The 26,669-nt window shown below is 70.6% G+C and carries 25 protein-coding genes; 10 read left to right on the top strand and 15 right to left on the bottom strand.

Annotation, left to right across the window (positions count from 1 at the left end):
* Nucleotides 1-8: 8 nt before the first annotated feature.
* From ISO16_RS04400 to ISO16_RS04385, 4 genes are all read right to left on the bottom strand, one after another.
* Nucleotides 9-1,049: an ABC transporter ATP-binding protein gene (locus ISO16_RS04400; RefSeq protein WP_072635371.1), complete on the bottom strand. Its 1,041-nt coding sequence runs from the start codon at nucleotides 1,047-1,049 to the stop codon at nucleotides 9-11.
* Complete coding sequence (locus tag ISO16_RS04395) at nucleotides 1,042-2,031, bottom strand: branched-chain amino acid ABC transporter permease (RefSeq protein WP_006941132.1); 990 nt, start codon at nucleotides 2,029-2,031, stop codon at nucleotides 1,042-1,044. The genes ISO16_RS04400 and ISO16_RS04395 overlap by 8 nt, the downstream gene beginning before the upstream one ends.
* Before the next feature lie 5 nt (nucleotides 2,032-2,036).
* The gene (locus ISO16_RS04390) at nucleotides 2,037-3,323 is read right to left on the bottom strand and encodes a branched-chain amino acid ABC transporter permease (protein ID WP_206530975.1); all 1,287 of its coding nucleotides are present in this window, start codon (nucleotides 3,321-3,323) and stop codon (nucleotides 2,037-2,039) included.
* Nucleotides 3,324-3,682: 359 nt separating this feature from the next.
* Nucleotides 3,683-4,552 carry a sulfurtransferase gene (locus ISO16_RS04385; RefSeq protein WP_072635370.1) on the bottom strand — a complete coding sequence of 290 codons (870 nt, stop codon included), beginning with the start codon at nucleotides 4,550-4,552 and terminating at the stop codon, nucleotides 3,683-3,685.
* A gap of 238 nt (nucleotides 4,553-4,790) precedes the next feature.
* Here ISO16_RS04385 and ISO16_RS04380 point away from each other — a divergent pair, with 238 nt between their 5' ends.
* Both ISO16_RS04380 and ISO16_RS04375 read left to right on the top strand, forming a co-directional pair.
* Entirely contained in the window at nucleotides 4,791-5,405 is a 615-nt protein-coding gene (locus ISO16_RS04380) for a hypothetical protein (RefSeq protein WP_139311011.1), read from the top strand.
* Between the two features lie 10 nt (nucleotides 5,406-5,415).
* Nucleotides 5,416-6,111, top strand: coding sequence for a helix-turn-helix domain-containing protein (locus ISO16_RS04375; protein WP_083662527.1), 696 nt, complete (start codon nucleotides 5,416-5,418; stop codon nucleotides 6,109-6,111).
* A 31-nt stretch (nucleotides 6,112-6,142) separates the two neighbouring features.
* Here ISO16_RS04375 and ISO16_RS04370 read toward each other — a convergent pair whose 3' ends face one another.
* Nucleotides 6,143-7,198, bottom strand: a complete 1,056-nt coding sequence (locus tag ISO16_RS04370) for an alpha/beta fold hydrolase (RefSeq protein ID WP_072635411.1) — start codon at nucleotides 7,196-7,198, stop codon at nucleotides 6,143-6,145.
* Nucleotides 7,199-7,218: 20 nt separating this feature from the next.
* On the bottom strand, nucleotides 7,219-7,725 hold the full coding sequence (locus tag ISO16_RS28600) for a Zn-ribbon domain-containing OB-fold protein (protein ID WP_230304474.1): 507 nt from the start codon (nucleotides 7,723-7,725) through the stop codon (nucleotides 7,219-7,221).
* Nucleotides 7,726-7,968: 243 nt separating this feature from the next.
* Here ISO16_RS28600 and polA point away from each other — a divergent pair, with 243 nt between their 5' ends.
* Nucleotides 7,969-10,692, top strand: coding sequence for a DNA polymerase I (gene polA, locus ISO16_RS04360; protein ID WP_072635366.1), 2,724 nt, complete (start codon nucleotides 7,969-7,971; stop codon nucleotides 10,690-10,692).
* Nucleotides 10,693-10,758: 66 nt separating this feature from the next.
* Here the strand turns inward: polA and trxA are convergent, their stop codons facing one another.
* From trxA to ISO16_RS04345, 3 genes are all read right to left on the bottom strand, one after another.
* Entirely contained in the window at nucleotides 10,759-11,130 is a 372-nt protein-coding gene (gene trxA / locus ISO16_RS04355) for a thioredoxin (RefSeq protein WP_072635365.1), read from the bottom strand.
* Nucleotides 11,131-11,270: 140 nt separating this feature from the next.
* Nucleotides 11,271-12,278, bottom strand: coding sequence for a GlxA family transcriptional regulator (locus ISO16_RS04350; protein WP_072635364.1), 1,008 nt, complete (start codon nucleotides 12,276-12,278; stop codon nucleotides 11,271-11,273).
* A gap of 238 nt (nucleotides 12,279-12,516) precedes the next feature.
* Entirely contained in the window at nucleotides 12,517-13,035 is a 519-nt protein-coding gene (locus ISO16_RS04345; RefSeq protein WP_029544002.1) for a 2'-5' RNA ligase family protein, read from the bottom strand.
* A 19-nt stretch (nucleotides 13,036-13,054) separates the two neighbouring features.
* Here ISO16_RS04345 and ISO16_RS04340 point away from each other — a divergent pair, with 19 nt between their 5' ends.
* The 5 genes from ISO16_RS04340 (at nucleotide 13,055) to ISO16_RS04320 (ending at nucleotide 17,283) form a co-directional block, all read left to right on the top strand.
* The gene (locus ISO16_RS04340) at nucleotides 13,055-14,149 is read left to right on the top strand and encodes an isocitrate/isopropylmalate dehydrogenase family protein (protein ID WP_072635363.1); all 1,095 of its coding nucleotides are present in this window, start codon (nucleotides 13,055-13,057) and stop codon (nucleotides 14,147-14,149) included.
* A gap of 49 nt (nucleotides 14,150-14,198) precedes the next feature.
* Nucleotides 14,199-14,528, top strand: a complete 330-nt coding sequence (locus ISO16_RS04335) for an antibiotic biosynthesis monooxygenase family protein (RefSeq protein WP_072635410.1) — start codon at nucleotides 14,199-14,201, stop codon at nucleotides 14,526-14,528.
* A gap of 132 nt (nucleotides 14,529-14,660) precedes the next feature.
* A complete protein-coding gene (locus tag ISO16_RS04330) occupies nucleotides 14,661-15,524 on the top strand; it encodes an ABC transporter substrate-binding protein (RefSeq protein WP_050036368.1) in 864 nt (287 codons plus the stop codon).
* 14 nt (nucleotides 15,525-15,538) lie between these two features.
* A complete protein-coding gene (locus ISO16_RS04325; RefSeq protein WP_006941147.1) occupies nucleotides 15,539-16,525 on the top strand; it encodes an amino acid ABC transporter permease in 987 nt (328 codons plus the stop codon).
* The gene (locus ISO16_RS04320; RefSeq protein ID WP_006941148.1) at nucleotides 16,522-17,283 is read left to right on the top strand and encodes an amino acid ABC transporter ATP-binding protein; all 762 of its coding nucleotides are present in this window, start codon (nucleotides 16,522-16,524) and stop codon (nucleotides 17,281-17,283) included. The genes ISO16_RS04325 and ISO16_RS04320 overlap by 4 nt, the downstream gene beginning before the upstream one ends.
* Nucleotides 17,284-17,296: 13 nt before the next feature.
* Here ISO16_RS04320 and ISO16_RS04315 read toward each other — a convergent pair whose 3' ends face one another.
* The 3 genes from ISO16_RS04315 to ISO16_RS04305 all read right to left on the bottom strand — a co-directional run bounded on the left by ISO16_RS04315 (nucleotide 17,297) and on the right by ISO16_RS04305 (nucleotide 21,815).
* A complete protein-coding gene (locus tag ISO16_RS04315) occupies nucleotides 17,297-20,092 on the bottom strand; it encodes an AMP-binding protein (RefSeq protein WP_072635362.1) in 2,796 nt (931 codons plus the stop codon).
* A gap of 97 nt (nucleotides 20,093-20,189) precedes the next feature.
* Nucleotides 20,190-20,891, bottom strand: coding sequence for a TMEM175 family protein (locus ISO16_RS04310; protein WP_072635361.1), 702 nt, complete (start codon nucleotides 20,889-20,891; stop codon nucleotides 20,190-20,192).
* Nucleotides 20,892-20,966: 75 nt separating this feature from the next.
* Nucleotides 20,967-21,815, bottom strand: coding sequence for a class I SAM-dependent methyltransferase (locus ISO16_RS04305; protein ID WP_072635360.1), 849 nt, complete (start codon nucleotides 21,813-21,815; stop codon nucleotides 20,967-20,969).
* A gap of 221 nt (nucleotides 21,816-22,036) precedes the next feature.
* Between ISO16_RS04305 and rpsA the strand changes: the two genes are divergently transcribed.
* Complete coding sequence (gene rpsA / locus ISO16_RS04300; RefSeq protein WP_029543987.1) at nucleotides 22,037-23,500, top strand: 30S ribosomal protein S1; 1,464 nt, start codon at nucleotides 22,037-22,039, stop codon at nucleotides 23,498-23,500.
* Between the two features lie 169 nt (nucleotides 23,501-23,669).
* Here rpsA and ISO16_RS04295 read toward each other — a convergent pair whose 3' ends face one another.
* Nucleotides 23,670-23,885 (bottom strand): hypothetical protein, encoded by a 216-nt coding sequence (locus ISO16_RS04295; RefSeq protein ID WP_006948069.1) that lies wholly within the window; start codon nucleotides 23,883-23,885, stop codon nucleotides 23,670-23,672.
* A 216-nt stretch (nucleotides 23,886-24,101) separates the two neighbouring features.
* On the opposite strand from ISO16_RS04295, the gene coaE reads away from it, so the two are divergent.
* Nucleotides 24,102-25,319, top strand: a complete 1,218-nt coding sequence (coaE, locus tag ISO16_RS04290; RefSeq protein ID WP_072635409.1) for a dephospho-CoA kinase — start codon at nucleotides 24,102-24,104, stop codon at nucleotides 25,317-25,319.
* 24 nt (nucleotides 25,320-25,343) lie between these two features.
* On the opposite strand, the gene ISO16_RS04285 is transcribed toward coaE, so the two are convergent.
* Together ISO16_RS04285 and ISO16_RS04280 are read right to left on the bottom strand one after the other, a co-directional pair.
* A complete protein-coding gene (locus ISO16_RS04285; RefSeq protein ID WP_065922522.1) occupies nucleotides 25,344-25,856 on the bottom strand; it encodes a DUF402 domain-containing protein in 513 nt (170 codons plus the stop codon).
* 49 nt (nucleotides 25,857-25,905) lie between these two features.
* Complete coding sequence (locus ISO16_RS04280) at nucleotides 25,906-26,499, bottom strand: DUF3267 domain-containing protein (RefSeq protein WP_006948084.1); 594 nt, start codon at nucleotides 26,497-26,499, stop codon at nucleotides 25,906-25,908.
* Nucleotides 26,500-26,669: the final 170 nt, after the last annotated feature.

Genomic DNA, 26,669 nt, shown 5'->3' with positions numbered 1-26,669 from the left:
CGTCTCGCTCACGGCTTCTCCTGCATCGGAGGCTCGTTACCGGTCTCGGGCTGCCCGGCCGCGCCGGGCATGTCGGCGAGGACGGTGGCGCTCGGTTCGGACAGGTCGCCGCCGGACTCGAGGGTGTGGGCCTCGGCCTCCTCGATCGCCACGGCGAGCGCGGCCGTGGCGCCGACGGGGTTGCCCTCGTCGTCGAACTCGAGCGCCTGGTCGTGGTGGCTGCCCAGGTAGGCGTCGACGACGGCCGGACTCGAGGACAGCTGGTCCGGCGGGGCCTCGGCGATCACCGAGCCCTGGGCCATCACCACCACCCAGTCGGAGATGTCGCGGATGACGTCCATGTCGTGTTCGACGAACACGACGGTCATCCCGTCGTCGCGCAGGGCCTTGATGTGCCCGAGGAGGCTCTGCGTCAGCGCGGGATTGACCCCGGCCATCGGCTCGTCGAGCATCACCACCGTCGGTTCGGTCATCAGGGCCCGCGCCATCTCGAGGAGCTTGCGCTGCCCGCCGGACAGGGAGCCGGCCAGGTCGTCGGCCTTCGCGTCCAGGGCGAACCGCGCCAGCAGTTCACGAGCCCGCTCGGTGACGGCGCGTTCCTGCCGGTGCCACATCCACGGCAGCAGCGCACCGAGCATCCGTTCCCCGCGCTGGCCCGTCGCGCCGAGCCGCACGTTGTCGAGCACCGTCATCTTCGACAGCGCCTTGGTCAGCTGGAACGTCCGCACGATCCCGCGGCGCGCCAGTTGGTGCGGGTGCAGGCCGCCGAGCGGCATCCCGTCCATGCTCCAGGTCCCCGTGTCGGGGCGGTCGAAGCCGGTGAGCAGATTGAACAGCGTGGTCTTGCCGGCGCCGTTCGGCCCGATCAGCCCGGTGATGCACCCCCGCTGAATCTCGAGGTGCGCCACGTCGACCGCTCTGAGGCCGCCGAACGTGCGGGAGAGCCCGTCCACCACGAGGATCGGATCCGGTTTGGCCGCGCCGGGCTCGCGTGCCACGGAGTCGAACAGCGCGGAGCGCTGCGCCGCGGAGAGGGTCGCGTCAGGCATCGAGCTGCACCTCCCGCTTGTTGCCGAGGATGCCCTGGGGCCGGAACACCATCATGACTGCGATGAGCACACCGAGGAGGATGTAGCGCATCGCCCCGACCTGCTGCTCGGACAGGGCCAGCAGCGGGTCCGGGCCCGAGATGGACTGGCGTAGCAGGGCATCGGGAACGGTGAGCAGGAACCAGAACAGCATCGCGCCGAGCACGGGACCGAACACGGTGGCGGCGCCACCGAGGATCAGGGCGCCGAAGGCGAAGAACGTCTGCGCGGTGGAGTAGAAGTCGGGGTTGATCGACTTGGTCTGCAGCGCGTTGAAGACGCCGCCGAGCCCGCCGATCATGCCGCCGAGCACCAGCGCCTGCATCTTGTACACGAACACGTTCTTGCCGAGTGATCGGGCGGCGTCCTCGTCCTCGCGGACGGCCTTGAGGACCCGGCCCCACGGGCTGTGGCTGAGCAGATACACCAGCCCGCACAGCATCAGCACCAGGGTCCAGCCCACGACCATCGCCCACAGGTCGTCGCCGTAGAACCGCATCCCGAGCAGCGAGTACTGCCGCCCGGAGTCGAACGGGCTGAGCTGCGTGAACGGCCCGGCGAACCCGAACAGGCCGTTGGTCGAGCCGGTCACCGGATCCGAGGCGGTGGACCGGAACACCAGCCGCAGGATCTCGGAGGCGGCGATGGTGACGATGGCGAGGTAGTCGGCGCGCAGCCGCAGCGTGGGGATGCCCAGCACCAGGGCCAGCAGGGCCGAGGCGGCCAGGCCCACGAGGATGCCCAGCCACAGCGGCTGGTCGTAGGTGACGGTCATGATCCCGACGCCGTACCCGCCGAGCAGGGCGAACCCGATCTGGCCGAAGTTGAGCAGTCCGGCGTACCCGAAGTGCAGGTTCAGCCCGATGGCCAGCAGCGCGTAGAAGATCGCCGACGGCCCGATCAACTGGGCGAAGGAAACCTGGAGAACGGCAGCGATGTCCACGGCGGTCACCCGACCCTTGCCCGGCTGCCCAGGATGCCCTGGGGCCGGACGACGAGGATGAGGATCAGCACGAGCAGGCCGCCGATGTACTTCAGGTCGGGGTTGATGACCAGCGTCGACAACTGCACCAGCAGGCCCACGATGACGCAGCCGAGCAACGCCCCGTACGCCGTGCCGAGGCCGCCGAGGGTGATCCCGGCGAACATCAGCAGCAGCAGCTTGAAGCCCATCTCCCACTGCACGCGGCCCCCGAGCTCGGACAGGCCGAAGAGCACGCCGCCCAGGGCGGCCAGCCCACCGCCGAGGGCCCACACGAACCGGACGACGCGTTCGACGTCGATGCCGGAGGCGGCCGCCAGATCCCGGTTGTCGGCCACCGCCCGCATCGCCTTGCCGATGCGGGTGCGCTGGATGAGCAGGGCCACCCCGACCAGCACGACGAGGCTGACCACGATGCAGGCCAGGTTCACCGGGGTGATCGCGATCGGACCCCATTCCAGCTGGCGCTGGCCCTGATAGTCGGCGAACGCCTCGGCCCGGTCGGAGAACAGCGCGAGGATCAGGTAGCGCAACGAGATCGCCAGGCCGATGGACACGACCAGCTGTGCGATGAGGCCGGTGCGCCGGCGCCGCAGGGGCGCCCAGATCAGCCCGTTGTTGAGCAGGCCGATGACGATGCCCACCACGATCGCGAGCAGCGTCGCGGGGATCAACTGGATACCCAGGCTGACGTTGAAGATCCACGCGGCCACCGCGCCGAGGGTCACGAGTTCGCCGTGCGCGAAGTTCGTCAGGCCGGTGGTTCCGAAGATCAGGCTCAGCCCGACCCCGGCGATCGCGATCACGAGGCCGAACCGCAGTCCGTCGACGACGGTGCGGATCAGCGTCTCCCACCCCGAGGTGGCGAACCCGGACCGCGACTCGCCGAACGAGAAGATGACCGTGTTCGCCCGGCCGGCGGCGACGTCGCGCTGCACGGCGGCCTGCACGCTCACCCCCTCGGGAAGGGACTGCTCGTCCACCTCGAACGTGTAGGTGCCGGGGGGTACGGTCATCTGCCAGCGCCCGTCGGGCGCCGAGGTGGCCCGGGCGACCTCGGCGCCCGCGGCGTCGCGGGCCCGGACCGTGACCCCGCCGAGGCGCTGCCCGGCGTTGTTGAGACTGCCGCTGACCCGCACCTCCTCGCTCGGCTGCGGCGCGGTGGTGGTCGGCGCCGGGGGTGGGGTGGGTTCCTGCGCGGAGGCCGCCCCGGCTCCGACACCGGCGAGCGCGAGTGCGACGAGCAGGAGCAGGAGCGTCGGGGCGAGCCGAGGTATCGGCGGTCGCCCCCGGAGCGGCACGGATGGGGCCACGCAGGTCCTCCGGATCACGTCGGGGTCGTCGTGCGCGCCGCCGGGGCACCGGCGTCGTGGAACCGGACTTTAGCGGCTGCAACCGCATTCCACGGCGCTCTGCGATTTCCGTGGCGTATCTGTTCCGTTTCGTCCCGCCGGGGCACGGACCTCGGCATCGGATCCTCGACGGTCCGGGTCCGAGACATTCACCGTGACCCCGGAGCGTCACTCATCCGCACTCGGCACGATGCCGTGGACGGCGGTGGGATGGCCCCCTCCCAAGATCCACCCCACTGCCGTCTTGCGTCGTGTCCGGATCAGCCGATCTCGAGCGGCAACGACTCGTCGGACACCCACTCGTTCATCGACCCGTCGTATACCGCGACGTCGTCTCGACCCAACCGGGCCAGCTGAAAAGCCAGGAAGGTCGCCGCGATGCCGCCGCCGCAGTAGGTCACCACCGACTTGTCCTCGTCGAGGGCACCGGCCTCGGCGAAGAGCGGCCGCACGAAGTCGAGTCCGCGCACGCGGCCGTCCTCGGTGACCAGATCGCCGAAGAAGACGTTGACGCTGTCGGGAATCCGACCCGGACGGCCGTACCCATAGGTGTCGACATCGCCCCGGAACGTCTCCGGCTCCAACGAATTCACCAGGACACCGTTGGGATTGCCGATCCCGGCGAGGACGCTCTCCTTTGTGGCGAGCAGTTCGGGCCGCCGTTCACCGACGAAAGTGGCGGCCGGGTAGCTGTTGCTCGAGTCCTTTTCGGTCTCGAACCCGGCAGCCTTCCACGCACCGAGCCCACCGTCGAGGACCGACAGCCGGTCGAATCCTTCGAGTCGAAGATTCCACCACAATCGCGTCGCCCACAGATTTCCGCCCTGGTCGTACAGCACGACGTGACTGTCGGCTCCGATACCGAGAGCGCCCGCGCGTCGGGCGAAGGTGTCGTGGTCGAGGATCGTGAAGGCGTACGGCGAGTCGGCGACGGCGAGGTCACCGAGTACGTCGGCGTGCGCGGCACCGGGGACATGCTCAGCCTCATACGACTCGCGTCCGGAGCGGGTGAACGATTTCCCCGAATCGGTCTGCCCGTGCGCAATGCTCACGTCGTAGATTCGAATGTTCTCGTCGGAGCGGTGGGTAGCGAGCCAGGCGGCGTCGACGAGCAAGGGGACAGTGGTCATGGGTGCAGCTCCATCCTGTGCGCGGCAGCGCCGCGACACGCAATAATCTACTAGCCATAGATAACTGTATCGAGTCCTCGCCAGTGGCAGGGGGAGCGGGCGTGCATCGTGTCGGCCTGAACCGAGGGCATGTCGAACTAGACTCGCGGAGATGACGTGCGTGTCCTGTTCGTCCGCCGGGGCGGGGGCCCCCGGGGGCAGGCCGTGCGCGAGTGTGGGCCCACCAGGGATGTACGGGGTGAGCGCCCGGGAGCCGGGCGTCGGCAAGTGGGATCCGACGGCGGATCTCGACACGGCCGTGCGCGCCCGGGTCGCGGCCGTCGCCGCCGACATCGACGAGAACCGGGCGGCGATCACGCAGGAGATCGTGGCACGCCTCGCCGCCAGGAGCGAGACGCCGAAATGGGATCCCGGCCTCGGGCGGATGCTGACCGCCGTGGTCGAGGCCGGCATCGGCGCGACCGTGCAGATGCTCGCGCACGACATCGCGCCCGATCAACTGTCGGCAACTCCCCTCAGCGTGGAGTACGTCAGGCTGTTGGCCCAGCGCAACCTTCCGATCATCGCAGTGGTGACGGGTTCCAACCTGGTGGACGACGTCGTACTTCGGTGGTGTCTCGAGCGGCTGGAAGTGTCGGATGCGGGCGCCTCGATCGTCGCGCGGACCACGCTGGTGGTCATGACGAAGCTGGCCGCCCGCTCCGAGCGGGTATTTCAGGAGATGCTCGAGGCCTACGACGCCGAGCGCGAGACGTGGCTGTTCAATCGCGGCGCTGCGCGTTCGGCGCGGCTCGGGGATATTCTGGCCGGACGCCCGTGCGATCAAGCTGTTGCGGAGAGCGCCCTCGGTTAACGGCTCGACCATGACCACCTGGGCCTGGTTTTCTGGATCGACGACGCCCCCGCGAGCGACGATGTTCGCTATCTCGAGCGGTGTACGGCCAGGCTCGCCGATCGGCTCGGCTGCAGCGCCGCGCCGCTGTTCGAGCCCCGCGACGAGCACACCGTCTGGGGGGTGGCTTCCGTTCCCGGCCGGCGCCGAGCTCGATCTGCCGCTGCTCACCGAGACGGTCGCGGGCTGGGAACGGCCGGTCACGGTGGCCACCGGTGCCCTGCAGGCAGGTATCGAGGGCTTCGTCCGGACGCACCGGCAGGCCGTGCAGGCCCAAATCGTGGCGCTCGCGGCGGGGATCCCCGGTCCCCGCGTCGTTCCCATCAAGGACGTGGGTGCGGTGGCCCTGATGTGCGAGAACCTCGATGCGACCCGCGAGTGGGTGCACGAGGTGCTCGGCGCGTTGGCGGCCGACGACCCCGCTGCCGCGCAGTGCCGGGACACCGTGCGCGTGTTCCTGTCGACGGGAAGCAGCTACACCGCGACCGTGACCGCATTGAACATGCACAAGAATTCGGTGGCGTATCGGATTCACAAGGCGGAGGACAAGCTCGGGCGCAAAGTGCACGTGCGCCGCCTCGACCCCGAGAATGCGCTGGCGCTGTGTCACTGGCTGGGACCGGCCGTGCTCTGCTCCGCCTCCGATCAGCGCGTCCCGCACTCGTGAGACGGGCGCGGACTGACGCTCGGCGCGAGCGTTATCCTGCCGCAGTCCGTCCGGCTCGATGGTGCGCCCACGCGCGGTGCATCAGCCGGTCGAGGGCCCCGGCGACGACCTCGGGGAATTCGAGTTGCACCAGGTGGCCGGCGCCGCGGACCCGCTTGAGCTCGACGTCTGGGAGGGCCGCCGCGAGTTCCTCGGAGCCGGAGAACGGGATGATCATGTCGGCGTCCCCGCACAGCACGAGGGCGGGCACCCGTCCCAGCACCGGCAGTGCCACGGACTCGTCGTGCAGTTCCAGGGTGCGCAGGAAGTTCACGATGGTCAGCACCGAGGTTTCCGCCAACATCCGGTCGGAGAACTCCACCAGCTTCGGGCTGACCACGGTCCCGTAGGACGCGGCACGCAGAATCGGCGCGATGATCGCCTTGGCGGCACCGCGGGCGTACTGCACGAAGCCCGGCGCGGTGCGGGCCAGGTGCCGGAATCCGTCGATCACCGGGTTCTCGAGGTTGCGGCCGATGCCGGTTTTGGTCAGGCCGGCTGCGGTGGTGGCGAGCAGTCCGACGCCGACGATGCGTTCGTCGAACAGTTCCGGGCGCTGCGCGGCCAGCGCGATGGTCGTCATCCCGCCCATCGAGTGCCCGACCACGACCACCGGGCCGGTGGGGGCGACCGTGTCGATGACCGTGCCCAGATCCCGACCGAGTTGGGCGATGGTGCAGGATGCGGCGTCGGCCATGGCGGATTCCCCGTGGCCGCGCTGATCGTAGAACACTACTCGGATGTCCTTGCCCCAGTGCCGCGCGATGTGGCGCATCTGCAGGTGCCAGGACTGCATGCGCATGCAGTAACCGTGGACGAACACGACGGTGACGGACGGATCCGCGGGTCCGCTGAGCCGGACCGCGAGTGCGACGCCGTCCTCGGTGCGGACGGTGTGCTCGGGCAGCGCGAGCATCGCGTCGAAGTCCTCGTCGCCGTAGCTCTCGTGCGCGGGCATACTTGCGGTGCGCACCGCATACAGCCCGGCACCTGCCGCCAGGGTGGCCAGAGTCGATCCCAGGAGCCCCGTATTCGATAGTGCCGGCATCGTGCTCACCTGCTTCCGATTCATGCGTCCCGCACGGTGAACACGGGAAACCTCTCACCGGGCGGAGTGGGCCGGAATTCCACGCGGATCGGACCGTCCGGGTGCTCCGGCAGCGCACCGTCGATGGACGTGTAGACCCAGGGGCCCTCGTCGAGGGCCACGATCGCGATGGTGCAGGGCACCGGGTCGGACTGGGGTCCGTTAGGGGCGCGGTGCACGACCCGCGACGACACGACGGAGCCGAGCCCGGTAGCGGGCACCGCCTCGAGGCGGGTGCTGCCGCACCGTGAGCAGGACCTGGTCAACGGCGCGAGCGCGGTGGTGCACTCCCGGCACCGCTCGAGCATCAGCGGCCGGGCGGCGGTGTCGACGGGACGACGTCCTTCGGTCGGAAGGTCCTGGGCGGGAATGCACTGGGCCGGACCCCGGGAAGGGGAGGCGGTGTACCGGCGCCGGCGCGGGCCGACGGCTGAGAGTGGTCCGTGCGTTCCCGCATACCCGTCGACGGGTGCGGGTGCGGAATGCATATCGCGGTCCTTTCGGCGCGGGCGAGTGCCGCAGGGAGGCCGGTGGCGTACCGGTCGCGAAGCGACAGATCCGCGTGGTGAGCGGTGTCGGCGATCGGGGATCAGCGACGCTTCCTCCACGGTAGGGCGATCCCCAGGGGATTCCACCGGTCGTTGGGCCCAAAGTGCCGGGGGTGTGCTGTGCTCGGCACACAGTCGCGGAGGGGACCGTGTTGTCCGAGCCGGTCCCTAGACTGAGGAACCGTGACTCGCGCATCGACCTCCTCCGCCCCCGCCGCCTCCGGTGGCGACCGACCGACCCTATTGCTGCTCGACGGGCATTCCCTGGCGTTCCGCGCGTACTACGCACTGCCGGCGGAGAACTTCAAGACCCACAGCGGGCAGACCACCAATGCGGTGTACGGGTTCACCTCCATGCTCATCAACCTGCTGCGCGACGAGCAACCCACCCACGTCGCCGCCGCGTTCGACGTCAACCGCGACACGTTCCGGGCGACGGCGTATCCCGAGTACAAGGCCAACCGCAGCTCCGCGCCCGACGAGTTCCGCGGTCAGATCGACATCACCAAGGACGTGCTCGAGGCCCTGGGTATCCCAGTGATGGCCGAGGCCGGTTTCGAGGCCGACGACATCATCGCGACCCTGGCCACGCAGGCCACGGCCCAGGGGTATCGGGTGCTCGTCGTCACCGGCGACCGGGACTCCCTGCAACTGGTCACCGACGACGTCACCGTCCTGTATCCCCGGCGCGGAGTGTCGGACCTGACCCGGTTCACGCCGGCAGCGGTGGAGGAGAAGTACGGGCTGACCCCGCAGCAGTACCCCGACTTCGCGGCGCTGCGCGGGGATCCGAGCGACAACCTGCCGTCGATCCCGGGCGTGGGGGAGAAGACCGCCGCCAAATGGATCCGCGAGTTCGGGAGCCTCACCGACCTCGTCGACCGCGTCGACGAGGTTCGCGGAAAGACCGGCGACGCCCTGCGGGCGCACCTGTCGAGCGTGCTGCTCAACCGTCAGCTCACCGAGATGGTGCGGGACATGACCCTGCCCTACACCCCCGACCAGCTGGCGCTGGCACCCTGGGACCGCGACCGCATCCACCGGCTGTTCGACGACCTCGAGTTCAAGGTCCTGCGCGACCGGCTGTTCGCGACGCTCAGCTCGGTCGAACCCGAGGCCGAGGAGGGCTTCGAGGTGCGCGGCGGCGTGCTCGAGCCGGGTGCGCTCACCGGGTGGCTGGCCGAGCATGCCGGGCCGGGTGCGCGGCACGGGATCACCGTGCTCGGGTCCTGCGTTCCGTACGGCGGTGACGCCACGGCCGTGGCGATCGCCGCGGCCGACGGCGAGGGGGCGTACGTGGACACCACGACCCTCACGCCCGAGGACGAGTCGGCGCTGACCGGCTGGCTGGCCGACGCGGCGGTGCCCAAGGCGCTGCACGAGGCGAAGGCCGCCCTGCACGCACTGCGCGGCCGCGGCTGGACGTTGGCCGGGGTCACCAGCGACACCGCCCTCGCGGCCTACCTGGTGCGTCCCGGTCAGCGCAGCTTCAATCTCGACGACCTGTCCCTGCGCTACCTCAAGCGGGAACTGCGGGTCGAGGAGTCGGGGGAGCAGCAGCTCTCGCTGCTCGACGACGCCGACGCCGCGGACGCGAAGGCCGCCGAGTCGGCGATTCTGCGGGCCCGGGCGGTGGTGGACCTTGCCGCGGCCCTGGACACCGAGCTCGAAGGGATCGAATCCACCGCCCTGCTGACCGACATGGAACTGCCCCTGCTGGGGGTGCTCGCTGACCTCGAGACGACCGGCATCGCGGTCGAGGCCGAACGGCTGGAGGACCTGCAGTCCGGCTTCGTCGCGGACGTCGCCGCCGCCGCGTCGGCCGCCTACGACGTGATCGGCAAACAGATCAACCTCGGCTCACCGAAGCAGCTGCAGGTGGTGCTGTTCGACGAGCTGGACATGCCGAAGACGAAGAAGACCAAGACCGGCTACACCACCGACGCCGAGGCGCTGCAGAACCTGTTCGAGCAGACCGGGCACCCGTTCCTCGAACATCTGCTCGCCCACCGGGAAGCGATGAAGATGAAGACCACGGTCGACGGTCTGATCAAATCTATCGCCGACGACGGCCGCATCCACACCACCTTCAACCAGACCGTGGCGGCCACAGGCCGGCTCTCCTCGACCGAGCCGAATCTGCAGAACATCCCGGTGCGCACGGAGGCGGGCCGGCACATCCGCGACGCGTTCGTCGTGGGCCCCGGCTATGACCTGCTGCTCACCGCGGACTACAGCCAGATCGAGATGCGGATCATGGCCCACCTCTCCGGGGACGAGGGGCTGATCGAGGCCTTCAACACCGGCGAGGACCTGCACAGTTTCGTCGGCTCCCGGGCCTTCGGGGTGCCGATCGAGGAGGTCACCCCCGAACTGCGGCGGCGGGTCAAGGCGATGTCGTACGGCCTGGCCTACGGGCTCAGCGCGTACGGGCTGGCGCAGCAGCTGAAGATCTCCACCGACGAGGCCCGCGAGCAGATGGAGGCGTACTTCAACCGCTTCGGCGGCGTGCGCGACTACCTGCACGCCGTCGTCGAACAGGCCCGCAAGGACGGCTACACCTCGACCCTCTACGGGCGCCGCCGCTACCTGCCGGACCTGAACAGCGACAACCGTCAGCGCCGGGAGGTCGCCGAGCGGGCCGCGCTCAATGCCCCGATCCAGGGCACCGCCGCCGACATCATCAAGGTCGCGATGATCGACGTGCAGACGGCGCTGCGCGGGGCCGGGTTGCGCTCGCGCATGCTCCTGCAGGTGCACGACGAACTGGTGCTCGAGGTGACCGCCGACGAGCGCGAACAGGTGCAGCAGCTGGTGCGGGACAAGATGGCCTCGGTCATCGACCTGTCGGTTCCGCTGGACGTCTCGGTCGGCTTCGGGCGCAGCTGGGACGCCGCCGCGCACTGATCCCGACACAGGGGTGCGCACGTCCCGTCGCCCTGTCGCGGCGGGACGTGCGCACCCGGGGGTCGCTCAGCCCTGCGTCTGGTTCTGTTCGGCGATCTGGCGGCGCACCTCGTCCATGTCGAGGGCCTTGACCTGGGTCACGAGGTCCTCGAGTGCGGCCGGGGGCAGGGCGCCGGCCTGGTTGAACACGAGGACGCCTTCGCGGAACGCCATGATCGTCGGGATGGACCGGATGTTCGCCGCCGCCGCGATGCCCTGTTCGGCCTCGGTGTCCACCTTGGCGTGCACGACATCCGGGTGCTTCTCCGACGACGACTCGAAGGTGGGGGCGAAGGAGCGGCACGGCCCGCACCACGATGCCCAGAAGTCGACGAGAACCACGTCGTTACCGGTGATGATGTCGTCGAAGTTCTGCTGGGTGAGAGTCTGGGTGGCCACGGGGATCCTTTCGGTCGGGTACTGATCGCGTCAACGTCGTGTCGCGATCGATTCTTCCCGCGGGTACCCGTTCGTCCCGGGGATACCCCCGTCGATAACTGCTGCGCCGACTCCGAGGGCGTTCGTGGGCACCCGGCGGGTCACCGCACGCGGGCGGGTTCGGTGCGGAAGGTGCGACGGTAGCTGTGCGGGGTGGTGCGGCGCAGGCGCAGGAAGTGCTGCCGCAGGACCGCGGCTGTCCCGAAGCCGACGCGGTCGGCGATGACGTCGACCGGCAGGTCGGTGGTCTCGAGCAACCGTTGGGCCGCGAGAACCCGTTGATCGCGCAGCCAGCGGGCGGGCGTCGTCCCGGTCTCGGCCAGGAACCGCCGCGCGAAGGTCCGCGCGGACATGTGTGCCTTCGCGGCGAGCGCCGCCACGGGCAGATCCTCGTCGAGGTGCTCGGTCATCCAGTCGAGCAGGGGTGCGAGTGTCTCGGCGGGTGCCGTGGGCAGCGGCATGGCGACGTACTGGGCCTGCCCGCCGTCGCGGTGCGGCGGGACCACCATCCGGCGCGCGATGCCGTTGGCCACGTCGGAGCCCTGTTCCTTGCGGACGATGTGCAGGCACAGGTCGATTCCGGCGGCGGTGCCGGCACTGGTGAACACCGGGTCGTCGTCGACGTAGAGCACGTCCGGATCGACCTTCGCGGACGGGAAGCGTTCGGCCAGCCGCGGGGCGTGGCGCCAGTGGGTGGTGCAGCGGCGATCGTCGAGCAGGCCGGCGGCGCCCAGCACGAACGCTCCCGTGCACAGGCTCGCGACCCGCGTGCCACGGTCCACCGCCGCCCGCAGCTTGGCGAACAGCGGCTGCAGGTCGGCGATCTCGTCGGCGACGCCGCACACGAACGACTCGTCCAGGTCGGCGATTCCGGTGCCGCCGGCGGGAATCACGATCAGATCCGCGTCGTCGAGGCGATCGAGATCGTAGGGGACGTCGATCGTGTACCCGAACCGGGTCGTGACCGGGCGGGGACTGCCGGCGACGAGGCTGAAGTCGTATACGGGTAGCCCGTCGTCGGATCGGTCGAAGCCGAACACCTCGCAGGCGACGCCGAGTTCGAAGGCCTCGGTGCGGGGCAGCAGCGGCACGACCACCGTCGTCAGCATGCCGCCCAGTCTGCCACCAGGTTGGCCGGAAATCGACGATACGTGTCGTTTCTGCCGCTGTCGGCGGGTCGGTCCGCGGACCAGGCTGAGACCATGACCGTCCTCCTGTTCGTCCTCGTCGTGCTCGTGGTGCTCGACGCCCTGGCGCTGGCCGGCCGGACGCCCGATACCCACCGCGAGGAAACCCAGTTCGGCGACTACCGCGTCTGACCCGGCACCGGGCCGCGGCGGCGCGGCGTCACACCACCCGCCACTCGCGTCGCGCCTCGCCGTCCCACCGCCGGATGCCGGCCGACACGCCCGTCAGCTCCCGGGTGCCCGCTCGGGTCGCCGTCAGCGCCGATCCGAGCCGGCCGGGCGGCACCCGGCGGGCCAGGGTCACGTGCGGGGTCCACTCGCCGGGCCGGATGTGCGCCGGGACACCCGGACAACCGTCGATCAGCGCGAACACCATCCGTTGCAGCTCGAGCAGTTCGGCCGTGGGCACCACCAGCCGCGCCACCGTCGCGGTACGCGAGCCGAACAGCACCATCCCCCCGAGCCGCACCGGCAACGGCTCGCCCGTGATCTGCTCCCGCATCGCCCCTTCCACGCCCGGCGGAATCGACGCGGCGACCGCGAGCGTGATGTGCGGGCGGTTCGACTCGGACCGATTGCGGGCCTGACTGGACAGTCCCACGTCCAGCAACCGCGACCATTCCTCGCGAACCGCCTGATCCAGACGGTCGTCGAGGAGCAGTTCCACCGACTGCACCATGGTGGGTAATGATTGCCGCATGACCGACGCCGTCGCAATCCCCGCCCCGCACCGTATCGGACTTCTCGAAGGAGACGGGATCGGTCACGAGATCGTCCCGGCCGCCCGCCGGGTGGTCGACGCCGCCGTCGCCGCCGTGCACGGCCCGGAGATCGACTGGGTGCCGCTGCCGCTCGGCGCCGATGCGATCGCCACCCACGGCACACCCACCCCCGAATCCACCCTCGACGCACTCGCGGGCCTGAACTCGTGGATCCTCGGACCGCACGACAGCGCCGCCTATCCCGACCCGTTCCGCGCGCAGCTCACCCCGGGCGGGCAGATCCGCAAGCGGTTCGATCTGTACGCCAACATCCGTCCCGCCCGCGCCCTGCCCGGTGTCCGCGCCGTGTCCCCGCGCATGAATCTCGTCATCGTCCGGGAGAACACCGAAGGGCTCTACGCGGACCGCAACATGGTCGTCGGCAGCGGCGAATTCATGCCCACCCCCGACGTCGCGCTCGCCGTCGGCGTCGTCACCCGGGCGGCCTGCGAACGCATCGCCCACACGGCCTTCCGGCTCGCCACCCGCCGCCGCCGCCGCGTCACGATCGTGCACAAGGCCAACGTCCTGTCCCTGACCACCGGCCTGTTCCGGGATGTCTGCCGCGAGATCGGCGCACAGTATCCGTCGGTGACGGTGGACGACGAGCACGTCGACGCCATGGCCGCCCACCTCGTCCGCCACGGTGCCGATTACGACGTCGTCGTCACCGAGAACATGTTCGGCGACATCCTCTCCGACCTCGCGGGCGAACTGTCCGGCTCGCTCGGCACCGCGGCGTCGATCAACGCATCCGACACCCAGGCCATGGCGCAGGCCGCACACGGCGCCGCCCCGGACATCGCCGGCCGCAACCGCGCCAATCCCACGGCACTGATCCTGTCCGCCGCGATGCTCCTCGACCGGCTCGGCACCGCCCACGACCTGCCGGAATTCGTCGCCGCGGCCCGCCGGATCGAGCACGCCGTCGACGCGACCGTCGAGGCGGGCGTGGCTACCGCGGATCTCGGCGGCCTCGCTTCGACCGCCGAATTCACCGAGGCCGTCGTCGCCCGCACTCGTCGCCGCTGAGCTCGTAGCTCTTGACCTCGAGTCGGCTCGAGGTCCTACCGTGGCCGCCATGACGACCGAGATCCTGCGCATCGACAAGTTCTCCGTGCCCGCGGCCGCACGGGAGACCTTCCTCGCCGCGGTCCACGAGACGCACCGCGAGCTGCGTACCCAGCCCGGGTTCCACGGCGACGACGTCGTCGAACTGTGCTCCGGCCCGAGCGAATACAACATCGTCACCGTGGTGCGCTGGGCGGACCACTCGGCACTGCAGCGGGCCCGGGCGGCCCTGCAGGAGAGCCACGCACGTCGGGGGTTCGACCCGCCCGCGTTCCGGCTCGAGCTCGGCGTCGTCGCCGACGTCGGCAACTACGTACCGGTCGCCGCCGGCGACCGGTAGGCAGGTGCGGCCGTCGACACCGAGGGCCGTCCGGGGCGGATTCCGTAATCCGGGCCCGCCGATGGATACTGTGCGGTTGTGGACGAACCAGCACCTACCGGACCGACCGGCCGCCGACGCCTCGTCGCGGGGCTGCTCGGGACGTTGCTGACGGCCGCGGTCCTGTCCGGCTGCGTCGTCAACACCGAGTCGACCGTGCCGCCCGGCGAACCGGTCGGCGCCGAACGGGTCGAGGCGATCGCCGACCAGCTGCCGGCGCCCGTCGCGGCGACCGGCGAGCTGAAGGTGGGCGTCAACGTGCCGTACGCCCCGAACGAGTTCAAGGACGACGACGGGCGCATCGTCGGTTTCGCGGTCGAACTCGTCGACGCCCTCGGCGACGTCCTCGGCGTCCGTCCGGTGTTCAGCGAATCCGACTTCGACCGCATCATCCCCGCAGTCCAGGCCGGCACGTTCGACATGGGTTCGTCGTCGTTCACCGACACCGAGGAACGCGAACAGTCCGTCGACTTCGTCACCTACTACAGCGCCGGCGTGCAATGGGCCCAGCGCGTCGGCGACGACGTCGACCCCGACAACGCCTGCGGGTTGCGGGTCGCGGTGCAGACCACCACCTACGAGGACATCGACGAGGTGCCCGCCAAGAGCGAGGCGTGCGTCGCCGCCGGCAAACCGCCGATCGACAAGGTCAAGTACGACAGCCAGGACGAGGCCACCAACGCCCTCATCCTCGGCCGGGTCGACGCCCTCTCGGCCGACTCGCCGATCACCGCGTACGCAATCGCCCGTAGCGACGGCCGGCTCGAAACCGCCGGAGCCGTGTTCGACGCCGCCCCCTACGGCTTCGTCGTCGCGAAGGGCTCGCCCCTCGGACCCGTGCTGCAGCAGGCGATGCAGCACCTCATCGACTCCGGCGTCTACGCGCGCATCGCGCAGCGGTGGGGCATGGAAGAAGGAACCATCGACACCGCGCAGATCAACGCGGCGACGAGCTGAGCGAAAGGGGTGCGATGAGCGACCGCTCGACATCCGTCACCGGACCGGAACCGCAGACCGAACCGGAAACCATCAAGGCCGTGCCGCTGCGCCGGCCCGGCCGCTGGATCGCCGGCATCGTCGTCGCCGTGCTGCTGGCGCTGTTCCTCTACGGCGCCGCCACCAACGAGGCGTACCGCTGGGACGTGTACGCGCAGTACCTGTTCGACCGCCGCATCACCGAGGCGGCCTGGAAGACCGTGCAGCTGACCGTGCTGGCGATGCTGCTCGCCGTGCTCCTCGGCGTGCTCCTCGCGGTCATGCGCCTGTCACCGAACCCGGTGCTCAAGACCGTCTCGTGGGTGTATCTGTGGATCTTCCGCGGCACCCCCGTCTACGTGCAGCTGGTGTTCTGGGGTCTGTTCCCCTCGATCTACAAGCAGCTCGACCTCGGCATCCCGTTCGTGCACCAGTTCGTGCACATCGACCTGCAGGGCATCAACGCCGCCTTCCTGTTCGCCGTGATCGGCCTCGGGCTGAACGAGGCCGCCTACATGGCCGAGATCGTGCGCGCCGGGATCGGCTCGGTCCCCGAAGGCCAGACGGAGGCCTCGGTGGCGCTCGGCATGTCGTGGTCGCAGACCATCCGCCGCACCGTCCTGCCGCAGGCGATGCGGGTGATCATTCCGCCGACGGGCAACGAGCTCATCAGCATGCTCAAGACCACCTCGCTGGTCGCGGCGGTGCCGTACAGCCTCGAGCTCTACGGCCGCGCCCGGGACATCTCCGGCGCCAACTTCCAGCCCATCCCGCTGCTGCTGGTCGCCGCCACGTGGTACCTGGCCATCACGAGCCTGCTCATGGTGGGCCAGTACTTCCTGGAACGGCACTACTCGAAGGGCCTGAGCCGCCAGCTCACCGCGCGGCAGTTGCAGGCTCTCGCCGACGCGCAGGGCAAGCCCGTCCCCGTCGAGCCCGGCGCGGCGCAGGCACCCGACATCCCCGGAGGAGAACGCCGATGACACCGATGGTCCAGGCCGACCGGGTCTACAAGAGCTACGGTGCCCTGCGGGTGCTCAACGGCATGTCGCTCGACGTGCCCGACGGCACCGTGGCATGCCTGATCGGGCCCTCCGGCTCCGGTAAGTCCACCTTCCTGCGCTGCATCAACCACCTCGAGAACATCGACGCCGGCCGCCTGCACGTCGACGGCCATTTCGTCGGCTACGCCGAACGCGGGGGCAAGCTCTACGAGCTGAGCCCGCGGGCGGCGGCCAAGCAGCGCCGCGAGATCGGCATGGTGTTCCAGCACTTCAACCTGTTTCCGCACCGCACGGCCCTCGAGAACGTCATCGAGGCGCCGATGCTGGTGAAGAAGATGCGCCGCGCCGACGCCGTCGCGCTGGGGCGGGAACTGCTCGACAAGGTCGGGCTCGCGGCCAAGGCCGACGCCTACCCGGCCCAGCTCTCCGGCGGCCAGCAGCAGCGCGTGGCCATCGCCCGCGCCCTGGCCATGGAGCCGAAGCTCATGCTCTTCGACGAGCCCACCTCCGCCCTGGACCCCGAGCTCGTCGGCGAGGTTCTCGCGGTGATGCGGGACCTCGCCGCCGGCGGGATGACGATGATGGTGGTCACCCACGAGATGGGCTTCGCCCGCGAGGTCGCCGACCAACTGGTGTTCATGGACGGCGGCGTGGTCGTCGAAGCCGGTGCTCCCAGGGAACTGCTGCGCAATCCGCAGCACGAACGAACCCAGTCGTTCCTGTCCAAGCTGCTCTAGCGGTCGGGCCTCCTCAGCGGCCGCTGTCGGGCTCTCCGCAGTGTTCGGCGATCACGGCCCGCGCTGCGCGCTCCAGCGCGACGGCCGCGTCCCAGCCGTCTCCGGACGGGAGGATCGGCGCGCCGACGACGAGGTGGATCGCTCCGCGGTGGATGATCCTGCCGTGATCGGGCCACATCATCGCGCGGGTGCCGGTGATCGCGACGGGGACCACCGGAAGACCCGCCCGTGCGGCGGTCACGAACGCACCCAGGTGGAAGGACCGGAGCCCGGGCACCGGCGACAGCGCGCCTTCGGGGAACACCACCAGGCGGCCCCCGGCGCGTGCCTCCTCGACCAGCCGATCGGCGTCGGCCACGCTCTGCTCACGTTCGGTCCGTTCGACGAACCGCGTACCGATCCGCCGCAGGAGGAAACCGATGAACGGCTTGCGCTCGAAGACCTCCCCGGCCACGAACGTGTAGCGGCCCGGCAGGATCGTCGACAACGCGATGCCGTCGAGGAAGCTGGCGTGGTTGGCGACCACTACGCAGTTCGGCAGCCGCACGAGATGCTCGGCCCCTTGCGCGGTCACCGGGGTGCGGGTCAGGCGGGCGAGACCGCGGGCGGCCCTGCGCGCGGCCGCGCGGCGCGCCGGGAGGCGGGGCAGCACCGCCATGGCGATCAGGGTCGGCAGGCCGACCGCGAGGACCATCGACCAGCACCACAGGGCGAACGCACCGGTCCGGACGAGCTGCGCCGCCCGCCGCAGGCTCGGGATCGCGCCGCGGACCGCGAAGCGGGTCAGCTGCCACCACACCGGCCGGGGACGGGCCCGCACGTCGCCCTGCTCGTAGCGTTGCCGGGTGGCGGAACGCCGGATCTTGCCGCTCGAGGTCTTGCGCACCGTTCCGGGTGGGGCGAGCACGATGTCGTCCGGCGGTGTTCCGAGCAGATCCACGGAGACCCCGACGATGCGCTCCCGGAGCCGGTCCAGGGTGGCTGTCTCGGTCTCGCGCGTCTCGGCCAGCACGACCAGGCGTTCGGTGCCGGCGGTCTGCGCGGAGGTCGCGAAGACCGCCACGCAGCCCTTCCGGAGTCCCGGGATCTCGCCCACCGCCCGCTCGAGCTCCTCCGGGTGCAGGTTGCGGCCCGCGCGGATGACGAGGTCCTTGATGCGGCCGGTGACGTAGAGTTCGCCGTCGTCGAGATAGCCGAGGTCGCCGGTGTCGAGCCAGCCGTGCCGGGACAGCGCCTTGGTCGCCTGCGGGTTGCGGAAGTACCCCGCGGTGGCCGAGGGGCCGCGGAACTCGATCCGGCCCTCGCGCCGGTCGCCGAGCACGTTCGCAGCCGAGTCGACCACCCGGATCCGGTGATCCGGGATCGGCCGGCCGCAGGCGACGAAGCGCAGCGGGTTCGGGTCCTCGTCGGTGGCGGGGGCCGCCCGGCCGGTGCGCAGGAAACGTTCGCGGGCGACCGAATCGATCACCGGTCCCCGTCCCACGGGCGGGAAGGTGAGGCCGACACATGCTTCGGCCAGCCCGTAGACCGGGGCCAGGGACTCGCGGCGGAGTCCGTTGGCGGCGAACCGCTCGCCGAACCGGATCACGGTGTCCGCGTTCACGGCTTCGGCGCCGTTGAACAGCATGCGCAGCGAGCCGAGGTCGAGCCCCTCGACGTCGGCGTCGGCGATTCGGCGCAGGCACAACTCGTAGGCGAAGTTCGGAGCCGCCGACAGGGTGCCGCGGTGGGTGTGGATCGCCCACAGCCACTGCGCCGGGCGGGCGAGGAACTCCAGCGGGGACATCACCGCCAGCGGCACCCCGAAGTACAGGCCGGACAACCAGGCGCCGATCAGGCCCATGTCGTGGTAGAGCGGCAGCCAGCTGACGAAGACGTCGGAGGTGGAGACCTCGGCTGCCTTGCCCATCGCACGGATGTTGGCGAGCAGATTCGCGTGGGTCAGGGTCACGCCCTTGGGGTCGCCGGTGCTGCCGGAGGTGTACTGCAACAGGGCGATGTCGCCGGCGCCGCGCGGTCCGCCGGTCGCCTCCCCGCAGCCGGCCAGGTCGCCCGGGGTCAGGACGTGGCGCACCGTCTCCACCTGGCCGCGCGTCAACCGGGCCAGGCGGGCGGCCTCCGGGTCGGTGACCAGCACACGGGTCCGTGCGTTGTCGAGAATGTGCACCTGCCGACGGAGGTGCTCGGCGAGCTGGGAGGGACGCGCCGGCGGATAGACCGGTACCGGGACGCCCCCGGCCAGGAGCACGCCGGTGAACGTGGTGAAGTAGTCCCGGCTGGTGGGAAGCATGAGGCCGACCGCGTCACCGGGCCGGAGATCGTGGGCGAGCAGCGCGGCGGACACCGTGGCAGCCGCGGAATGCAGCTCGCCGTAGCTGATCTCGCTCTGGTGTCCCTCGGTGAGAATGCGCAGGTGGACCCGATCCGGATGGGTGCGGGCGTGCCACGAGAGCGCCTCGGTCAGGGTCGCGGTCGCGTCCGGCGTCCGGTCGGTGCATGGGGGCGCCGCCCGTCGCGCGGGCACCGGCCGGCGGCGCTCCCGCGCGGGTGCGTGGTGCACCGCCGTCAGCAGCTGACGCGGGGTGGTCACGGTGCCGAGCACCCCATGATCCAGGCTCACCCCGAACGCATCCTCGACGCGGGAGATCAGCTCGGTGACCGCGAGACTGTCGAGCCCGAGATCACGATCGAAGACGCTGTCGAGCCGTGTGCCGGCCGCGCGATCGACCGTGTACCTCTCGGCCACCAGATCCCGGACCACCGAGAGCAGCAGGGCATCGTCCTGCCCCGGGGTCGCAGGCTCGCTCACGGTCGTCTCCCGTCTGTGGGAGGGACGGGTCGTCCTGCTGCCCAACATAGGCGGCCGCTCCGGCGACCAGAAGGGCCGAAGGCCCCCGGGTGCCGGTTCACGCGGACCCGGTGCCTGCTCGGTGCCGGGGCACCCGGAGAAGCCGGAACGGCTCGACGAGCAGAAGCACCGCCACCGCGAGGTAGAACGCCACCGCGAGCTGCGGCAGGAACGCCGCCAGGAGGGTCGATGCGGCCATGAGTACCGCCACCGACCATCGTTCCCGGGCCAGCGCCGGCAGTTCGGCCCGGCCCGCCTCGTCGGTCAGGTCGGCGTTGCGCACGGCGTAGGCGATCAGCACGTTGCTCATGAGTATCGCCAGGGCCAGGTTCAGGCCGAACGCCACCGTGGCAGGCCTTCGCGCCGCGTCGGACAGGTGGGTCGCCATCAGGCTGGTGGTGAACGGCAGGACGGTCACGAACAGCAACCGCAGCAGATTCAGGCGCAGGAAGACCCCGTCGGTCGCCCACAGCAACCGGGTGAGGTTGCTGCGGGCGACCCACACACCACCGATGAAGGCGAAGCTGACCAGGTATCCCAGGAAGGAGGGCCACTCGGCGCGCAGGTCCTCGAGCAGCCGGGCTGCGGAGTCGGGTACGTCCAGTTCGAGGACGAGCAGGGTGATCACGATCGCGAAGACGCCGTCGGAGAACGCGTCGAGCCGCGTGGTGGGCAGCAACCGGCCGCCGTGCCGCGGCGGGTCGCGGTGATCGGCGCGGGGCGCTCGCGGTGCGCCGGAGTCGTCCTCGGCGGGCGTCACCCCACGACCATGACACAGGCGGGGACCGGGCATCGGCCGGACGGGTGATCGGCCGGGCGGGCGGCCGCGGGCGGGTCAGTCCGGTTTACGGCTGCAGAAGATCGCGGTGCCGGGGAACAGTTCCCCGCGCAGCGGGCTCCACTGGCCCCACTCGCGGTCGAGCCCCTCCGGCCATTCGGGTTCGACGATGTCGCGTACCTCGAGGCCGGCCGCGACGAGTTCTCGGACCCGATCCCCGATGGTGCGGTGATGCTCGACGTAGGTGGGTACGCCGGCCTCGTCGACCTCCACGTACGGGGTGCGGTCGAAGTACGGCAGCATCGCGGTCAGTCCCCGCTCACCGGGGTCGTCCGGGAAGATCCAGCGGATCGGGTGGTTGACCGCGAACACCCAGATCCCGCCCGGGCGCAGCACCCGCGCGACCTCCCGCATGACCCGCGCCGAGTCGGCGACGAACGGTACCGCCCCGAACGCCGAGCACGCGATGTCGAAGCTCGCGTCCGGGAAGGGCAGGTCCTCCGCGCCGGCCTGCACGAGCGGTACCCGCGGCCCGCCGCGGTCCATCGCGGTCAGCCCGCGCGCGAGCATCCCCATGGAGATGTCCAGACCCACCGCCCGGGCGCCCCGGCCCGCGAGCCAGCGGGCGCACGGCGCCGACCCGCAGCCGAGCTCGAGGACGTCCTTGCCGGCGACGTCGCCGAGCAGGTGCACGTCGCCCTCGTGCAGCCCCTCCGGGCACCACACGAACTCGCCCTCCGCCGAGTCCACGCCGAGGAACTCGCCGTGGGTGCGGTGGTAGTCCGCGGCGTCGGCGTCCCACCAGGTGCGGCTCGCGCGCTCACTGTCCCGCGTGCCGAGGCGGGCCCGACCTGCGCGGGTGGCTCCCAGGACGGACTGGGCGTGGGCGTGACGGTCGTCGGACATGTCGTTCAGCGTAGAGCCGCGGGCCCGCCGCGCCCGGGCCGGGTTTGCCCAGCTAGCACCGGGACGCGTAGCCTGATGATCGCGAGTGTCCGCCCGTGGCCCGATAAGGTTCCGGCGCGGGCGCCCGCGGCGGAGTGTGCGTGGCGTTCGCGCGGCGCGCGGTCCGCTTGTCCGACCGAACTTCATCAACCGACACCAACCCGTCCGGAGCAACTCAACACATGCCCTCCACCACCGTCACCTCGCCGCAGGTAGCCGTCAACGACATCGGCTCCGCCGAGGATTTCCTCGCCGCCATCGACGCCACGATCAAGTACTTCAACGATGGCGACATCGTGGAAGGCACCATCGTCAAGGTTGATCGCGACGAGGTGCTGCTCGACATCGGTTACAAGACCGAAGGCGTCATCCCGTCCCGCGAGCTCTCCATCAAGCACGACGTCGACCCCAACGAGGTCGTCTCCGTCGGCGACGAGGTCGAGGCCCTGGTTCTCACCAAGGAGGACAAGGAAGGCCGCCTGATCCTGTCGAAGAAGCGTGCGCAGTACGAGCGCGCGTGGGGCACGATCGAGGAGCTCAAGGAGAAGGACGAGGCCGTCAAGGGCACCGTCATCGAGGTCGTCAAGGGCGGCCTGATCCTCGACATCGGCCTGCGTGGCTTCCTGCCCGCGTCGCTCGTCGAGATGCGCCGCGTCCGCGATCTGCAGCCGTACGTCGGCAAGGAGATCGAGGCCAAGATCATCGAGCTCGACAAGAACCGCAACAACGTGGTCCTGTCGCGTCGCGCCTGGCTCGAGCAGACCCAGTCCGAGGTCCGCAGCGAGTTCCTGCACCAGCTCCAGAAGGGCCAGGTCCGCAAGGGCGTCGTGTCCTCCATCGTCAACTTCGGCGCGTTTGTCGATCTGGGCGGGGTCGACGGTCTGGTGCACGTCTCCGAGCTGTCCTGGAAGCACATCGACCACCCGTCCGAGGTCGTCGAGGTCGGCAACGAGGTCACGGTCGAGGTTCTCGACGTCGATCTCGACCGGGAGCGCGTGTCGCTCTCGCTCAAGGCCACCCAGGAAGACCCGTGGCGTCAGTTCGCCCGGACCCACGCGATCGGTCAGATCGTCCCGGGCAAGGTCACCAAGCTCGTTCCGTTCGGCGCGTTCGTCCGCGTCGAGGAGGGCATCGAGGGCCTGGTGCACATCTCCGAGCTGGCCGAGCGCCACGTGGAGGTTCCGGACCAGGTTGTGGCCGTGGGCGACGACGCGATGGTCAAGGTCATCGACATCGACCTGGAGCGTCGCCGCATCTCGCTGTCGCTGAAGCAGGCGAACGAGGACTACAACGCCGAGTTCGACCCGTCGAAGTACGGCATGGCCGACAGCTACGACGAGCAGGGCAACTACATCTTCCCCGAGGGCTTCGACCCCGAGACCAACGAATGGCTCGAGGGCTTCGAGAAGCAGCGTGAGGAGTGGGAGTCCCGCTACGCGGAGGCCGAGCGTCGCCACAAGATGCACACCGCGCAGATCGAGAAGATGGCTGCCGACGAGGCCGCCGAGGCTGCCGCGGGTGTCTCCGGCACCAACTACTCGTCGGAGACGGGTGCCGAGACCGGCACCGCCGAGTCGACCGGTGGTTCGCTGGCCAGCGACGCGCAGCTCGCCGCGCTGCGCGAGAAGCTGTCCGGCAACGCCTGACACGTTCGAGCGAGGGGCCCCGTACCTGCCGGTGCGGGGCCCCTCGCGTTCTCCGCGCCGGCAGACAGCCTGCACCGGACGCTGGTCCCCCCGGAAAAGGCCGCGGCCCCGCTCCTCGAGGAGCGGGGCCGCGGCCTTCGGCGTCGCGCCGACCGGATGCCGGAGGTGCTCAGCTCACCGCCGGGGTGCTGGCCCACTGGGCCGGCAGTTCGGCGGCGCGCTTGCGGATCGCCGCCTGGCTGTGGCGGGCGTTGCTGAGCAGCATGGTGAACCAGTTACGCCGGTGCTCGGCGAGCGCGGCGGCGACCTCGGGGATGAGGATGCAGTGAACACCGTTCTCCATGCCGAGGCGATGCCGACCGGGCAACTGAGGGGAGGATCGCATGCGGTGCCTTTTCGAGTGGGGCGGGTAATGACGATGGTCGGACGCTCGGTCCGACGATATCCGACGCGCCGATGATTCTGGGGCAGGCGAGGCGGGTGAGATGGGCGTGTTGCCGACGAAATCCCAGGTCGCGACCAGTCCGTGACCCCGTTGTGACTGCAGTGTGACGACCGGCCGGTGTCCGGCACCCGGATCGGTGATGCGACACTGTTCGACGTGCTGAGACTCGGACTGACCGGAGGCATCGGAGCGGGCAAATCCACCGTCTCCCACGAACTCGTCGCGCTGGGGGCGGTGCTCGTCGACGCGGACACCATCGCCCGCGAAGTCGTCGCGCCGGGCACCGAGGGCCTGGCCGAACTCGCCGCGGCCTTCGGTGACGACATCCTGCTGCCGGACGGATCCCTGAACCGACCGGCGTTGGCCGCCAAGGCCTTTGCCAGCGACGAGGCGCGGGCGGTGCTCAACGCGATCACCCATCCCCGGGTGGGGGCGCGCACCGCCGAACTGGTCGCCGCCGCACCCGCCGACGCCATCGTCGTCCAGGACATCCCGCTCCTCGTCGAGGGCGGCATGGCGCCCGCGTTCCACCTCGTCGCCGTGGTGCACACCGACGCCGGCGAGCGCCTGCGCCGCCTGGTCGAACTGCGCGCGATGCCCGAGGGCGACGCGCGTGCCCGCATTGCCGCCCAGGCCACCGACGAACAGCGCCGCGCAGCCGCAGACGTCTGGCTGGACAACAACGGCGACCGGGACGCCCTCGCGGCGGCCGTGCGCGCCCTGTGGACCGAGCGGCTCGTGCCGTTCGAGGCGAACCTGCGCAGCCGCACCCCCATGCAGCCGGCGCCGGTGCTCGTCGATCCGAATCCGGACTGGCACCGGCAGGCGCAGCGGCTGATCGGTCGGCTCGCGCTCGCCGCCGGGGGCGGCGCCCTGCGGATCGACCACATCGGCTCGACCGCCGTGCCCGGGCTGGCCGCCGTCGACGTGCTCGACCTCCAGATCACCGTGCCGGACCTCGCCGCGGCGGAGGCGCTCGAGGACGCACTCGCTGGCGCCGGATTCCCCCGCATCGCCCACGTCGACCACGACGACCCGCGGCCGTCGTACGGTGCCGGCGGCGAGACCGATCCGGCCGTGTGGGGCGCGCGCCTGCACGGCAGTGCCGACCCCGGTCGGCCCGCGTACGTGCACCTGCGGGTGCAGGGCTGGCCCGGCCAGCAGTTCGCGCTGCTGCTGCGGGACTGGTTGCGCGCGAACTCCGAGGCCGTCGCCGAGTTCGCCGAGATCAAGCAGGCCGCGGCCCGTGACGCGGCCGCCCGGCACGACCCGGCCGAGGCCGCCGCCGTCTACGCCGGGGAGAAGGCCCCCTGGTTCGACGGCGCCTACACGCGTGCCTGGGAGTGGGCCGAGAAGACCGGCTGGTCGGCCTGACGCCCGAACCGAGGCGGGACCCGCTCAGCGCCAGCTGACCGGCATGGCCAGCGCGGCCAGCCAGGCATCGAGGTCGTGGCCGTGCGTGGCGATGCCGTCCACCGCCCGCAACGCCCGCTGCACCGCGCGCTCGGCGGTCCCCGGATCCAGCAGTCCCGCCGCCGCGGCGGCGAGCAGTTCGTCGACGTCCTCGACGGCGGTGTCGCGGCCGGTGCGCACCACGAGATCGAGGTAGTGGTCGCGCGAGTGCCACACGTTCCCCTCGCACCAGAACTCGCCGACGTCGACGTACCGGTCCTGGTCGCGTTCGAAACCGGGCCGGAAGTGGAAGATCGACGCGCGCAGGCCGAGGTCCGGCAGCAGCCACGACTCGAGATACCCGAACTGCGGGTGGTCGGCGGGCCGCGCCATGTACAGGCCCCACCGCTCGACCCGGTACACCTCCACCTCCCGCACGATGCCCTTCGGGTCGACGTTCGTGTGCGCGGCCACATCGAAGGTCTCGACCTTGACGTGGTGAAGTTTCGCCTCGGACATGGGCTGAACGTTACTGCGGTCCGGGCCGGCGAACCCGCCGGTGCCGGACCTACCGGCCCGCCGGCCCGGCCGGCACCACCGTCGTCGTCTCGTGCCCGTTGTCCTGCACGAGCGCGGAGGCGGGCAGCCGCCACAGCGCGCCGGCCTGGACGTAGTCGCCGGCCGACCCCGCGAAGTTCACCACCGTGACGACAAAGACGGTGAGGACGAAGTCGGCGGGCACGGCGAACAGCAAGGCCACCAGGACCGCGCCCCACAGCGCCACGGGGGCGAGGGTGACGGTCACGGCCGCGTTCCGCGTGAGCCAGGCGTCGCTGCCCGTCGTCAGGAAGGGGAACCGCACCGCGTACGTCGGGCGCACGCCGGAGAGGATCCGGGAGACCAGGCCGTGGGTCAGTTCGTGCACCGCCAGGTAGCCGAGGCACGCCACAACGGTGACGACGACCGTGGGCGCCGTGCCCCACCCGCTCCGCAGCGGCAGGCCCAGGACCACTGCCGCGCCGAGGAGCACGGCGACGGTGAGGACGAGGACGGTCCGGACGGCCGCGGCCGCCCGCGTGTCGTTCTTCAGGTCCAGCCGGGTGTGGACCCGATAGTCCGGTGGGGGCGCCACCGCGGGCTTCGGGTCGTTGCGAGCGTTCACGTGTACCCCCTGGATTTCGCGGTCTCCCGGGCGGACGGTCCGACGAGAGCCGACGGTGGACGGGCGGGCCGGTCCGACCGATCATGCCCGGCGGACGACTCCGTGTCCCGGCGGACGACTCCGTGTCCCGGCGGATGACTCCGTGTCCCGGCGGCCAGGCACCGGGTCCC

This window comes from Rhodococcus sp. M8 (assembly GCF_015654185.1).
In the GTDB taxonomy this organism is placed as follows: Bacteria; Actinomycetota; Actinomycetes; order Mycobacteriales; family Mycobacteriaceae; genus Rhodococcus; species Rhodococcus aetherivorans.
Note: the sequence above shows the minus strand (reverse complement) of the source record. Positions and strands in the feature narration are given on the sequence as shown.

What these genes read in the sequence shown, in the direction of transcription:
- ISO16_RS04400 (WP_072635371.1), bottom strand. Translation starts at nt 1,049, where the DNA reads ATGCCTGACGCGACCCTCTCCGCGGCGCAGCGCTCCGCGCTGTTCGAC.
- ISO16_RS04385 (WP_072635370.1), bottom strand. Translation starts at nt 4,552, where the DNA reads ATGACCACTGTCCCCTTGCTCGTCGACGCCGCCTGGCTCGCTACCCAC.
- ISO16_RS04375 (WP_083662527.1), top strand. Translation starts at nt 5,416, where the DNA reads ATGACCACCTGGGCCTGGTTTTCTGGATCGACGACGCCCCCGCGAGCG.
- ISO16_RS04370 (WP_072635411.1), bottom strand. Translation starts at nt 7,198, where the DNA reads ATGCCGGCACTATCGAATACGGGGCTCCTGGGATCGACTCTGGCCACC.
- ISO16_RS28600 (WP_230304474.1), bottom strand. Translation starts at nt 7,725, where the DNA reads ATGCATTCCGCACCCGCACCCGTCGACGGGTATGCGGGAACGCACGGA.
- ISO16_RS04350 (WP_072635364.1), bottom strand. Translation starts at nt 12,278, where the DNA reads ATGCTGACGACGGTGGTCGTGCCGCTGCTGCCCCGCACCGAGGCCTTC.
- ISO16_RS04345 (WP_029544002.1), bottom strand. Translation starts at nt 13,035, where the DNA reads ATGGTGCAGTCGGTGGAACTGCTCCTCGACGACCGTCTGGATCAGGCG.
- ISO16_RS04340 (WP_072635363.1), top strand. Translation starts at nt 13,055, where the DNA reads ATGACCGACGCCGTCGCAATCCCCGCCCCGCACCGTATCGGACTTCTC.
- ISO16_RS04335 (WP_072635410.1), top strand. Translation starts at nt 14,199, where the DNA reads ATGACGACCGAGATCCTGCGCATCGACAAGTTCTCCGTGCCCGCGGCC.
- ISO16_RS04325 (WP_006941147.1), top strand. Translation starts at nt 15,539, where the DNA reads ATGAGCGACCGCTCGACATCCGTCACCGGACCGGAACCGCAGACCGAA.
- ISO16_RS04320 (WP_006941148.1), top strand. Translation starts at nt 16,522, where the DNA reads ATGACACCGATGGTCCAGGCCGACCGGGTCTACAAGAGCTACGGTGCC.
- ISO16_RS04305 (WP_072635360.1), bottom strand. Translation starts at nt 21,815, where the DNA reads ATGTCCGACGACCGTCACGCCCACGCCCAGTCCGTCCTGGGAGCCACC.
- rpsA (WP_029543987.1), top strand. Translation starts at nt 22,037, where the DNA reads ATGCCCTCCACCACCGTCACCTCGCCGCAGGTAGCCGTCAACGACATC.
- ISO16_RS04295 (WP_006948069.1), bottom strand. Translation starts at nt 23,885, where the DNA reads ATGCGATCCTCCCCTCAGTTGCCCGGTCGGCATCGCCTCGGCATGGAG.
- ISO16_RS04285 (WP_065922522.1), bottom strand. Translation starts at nt 25,856, where the DNA reads ATGTCCGAGGCGAAACTTCACCACGTCAAGGTCGAGACCTTCGATGTG.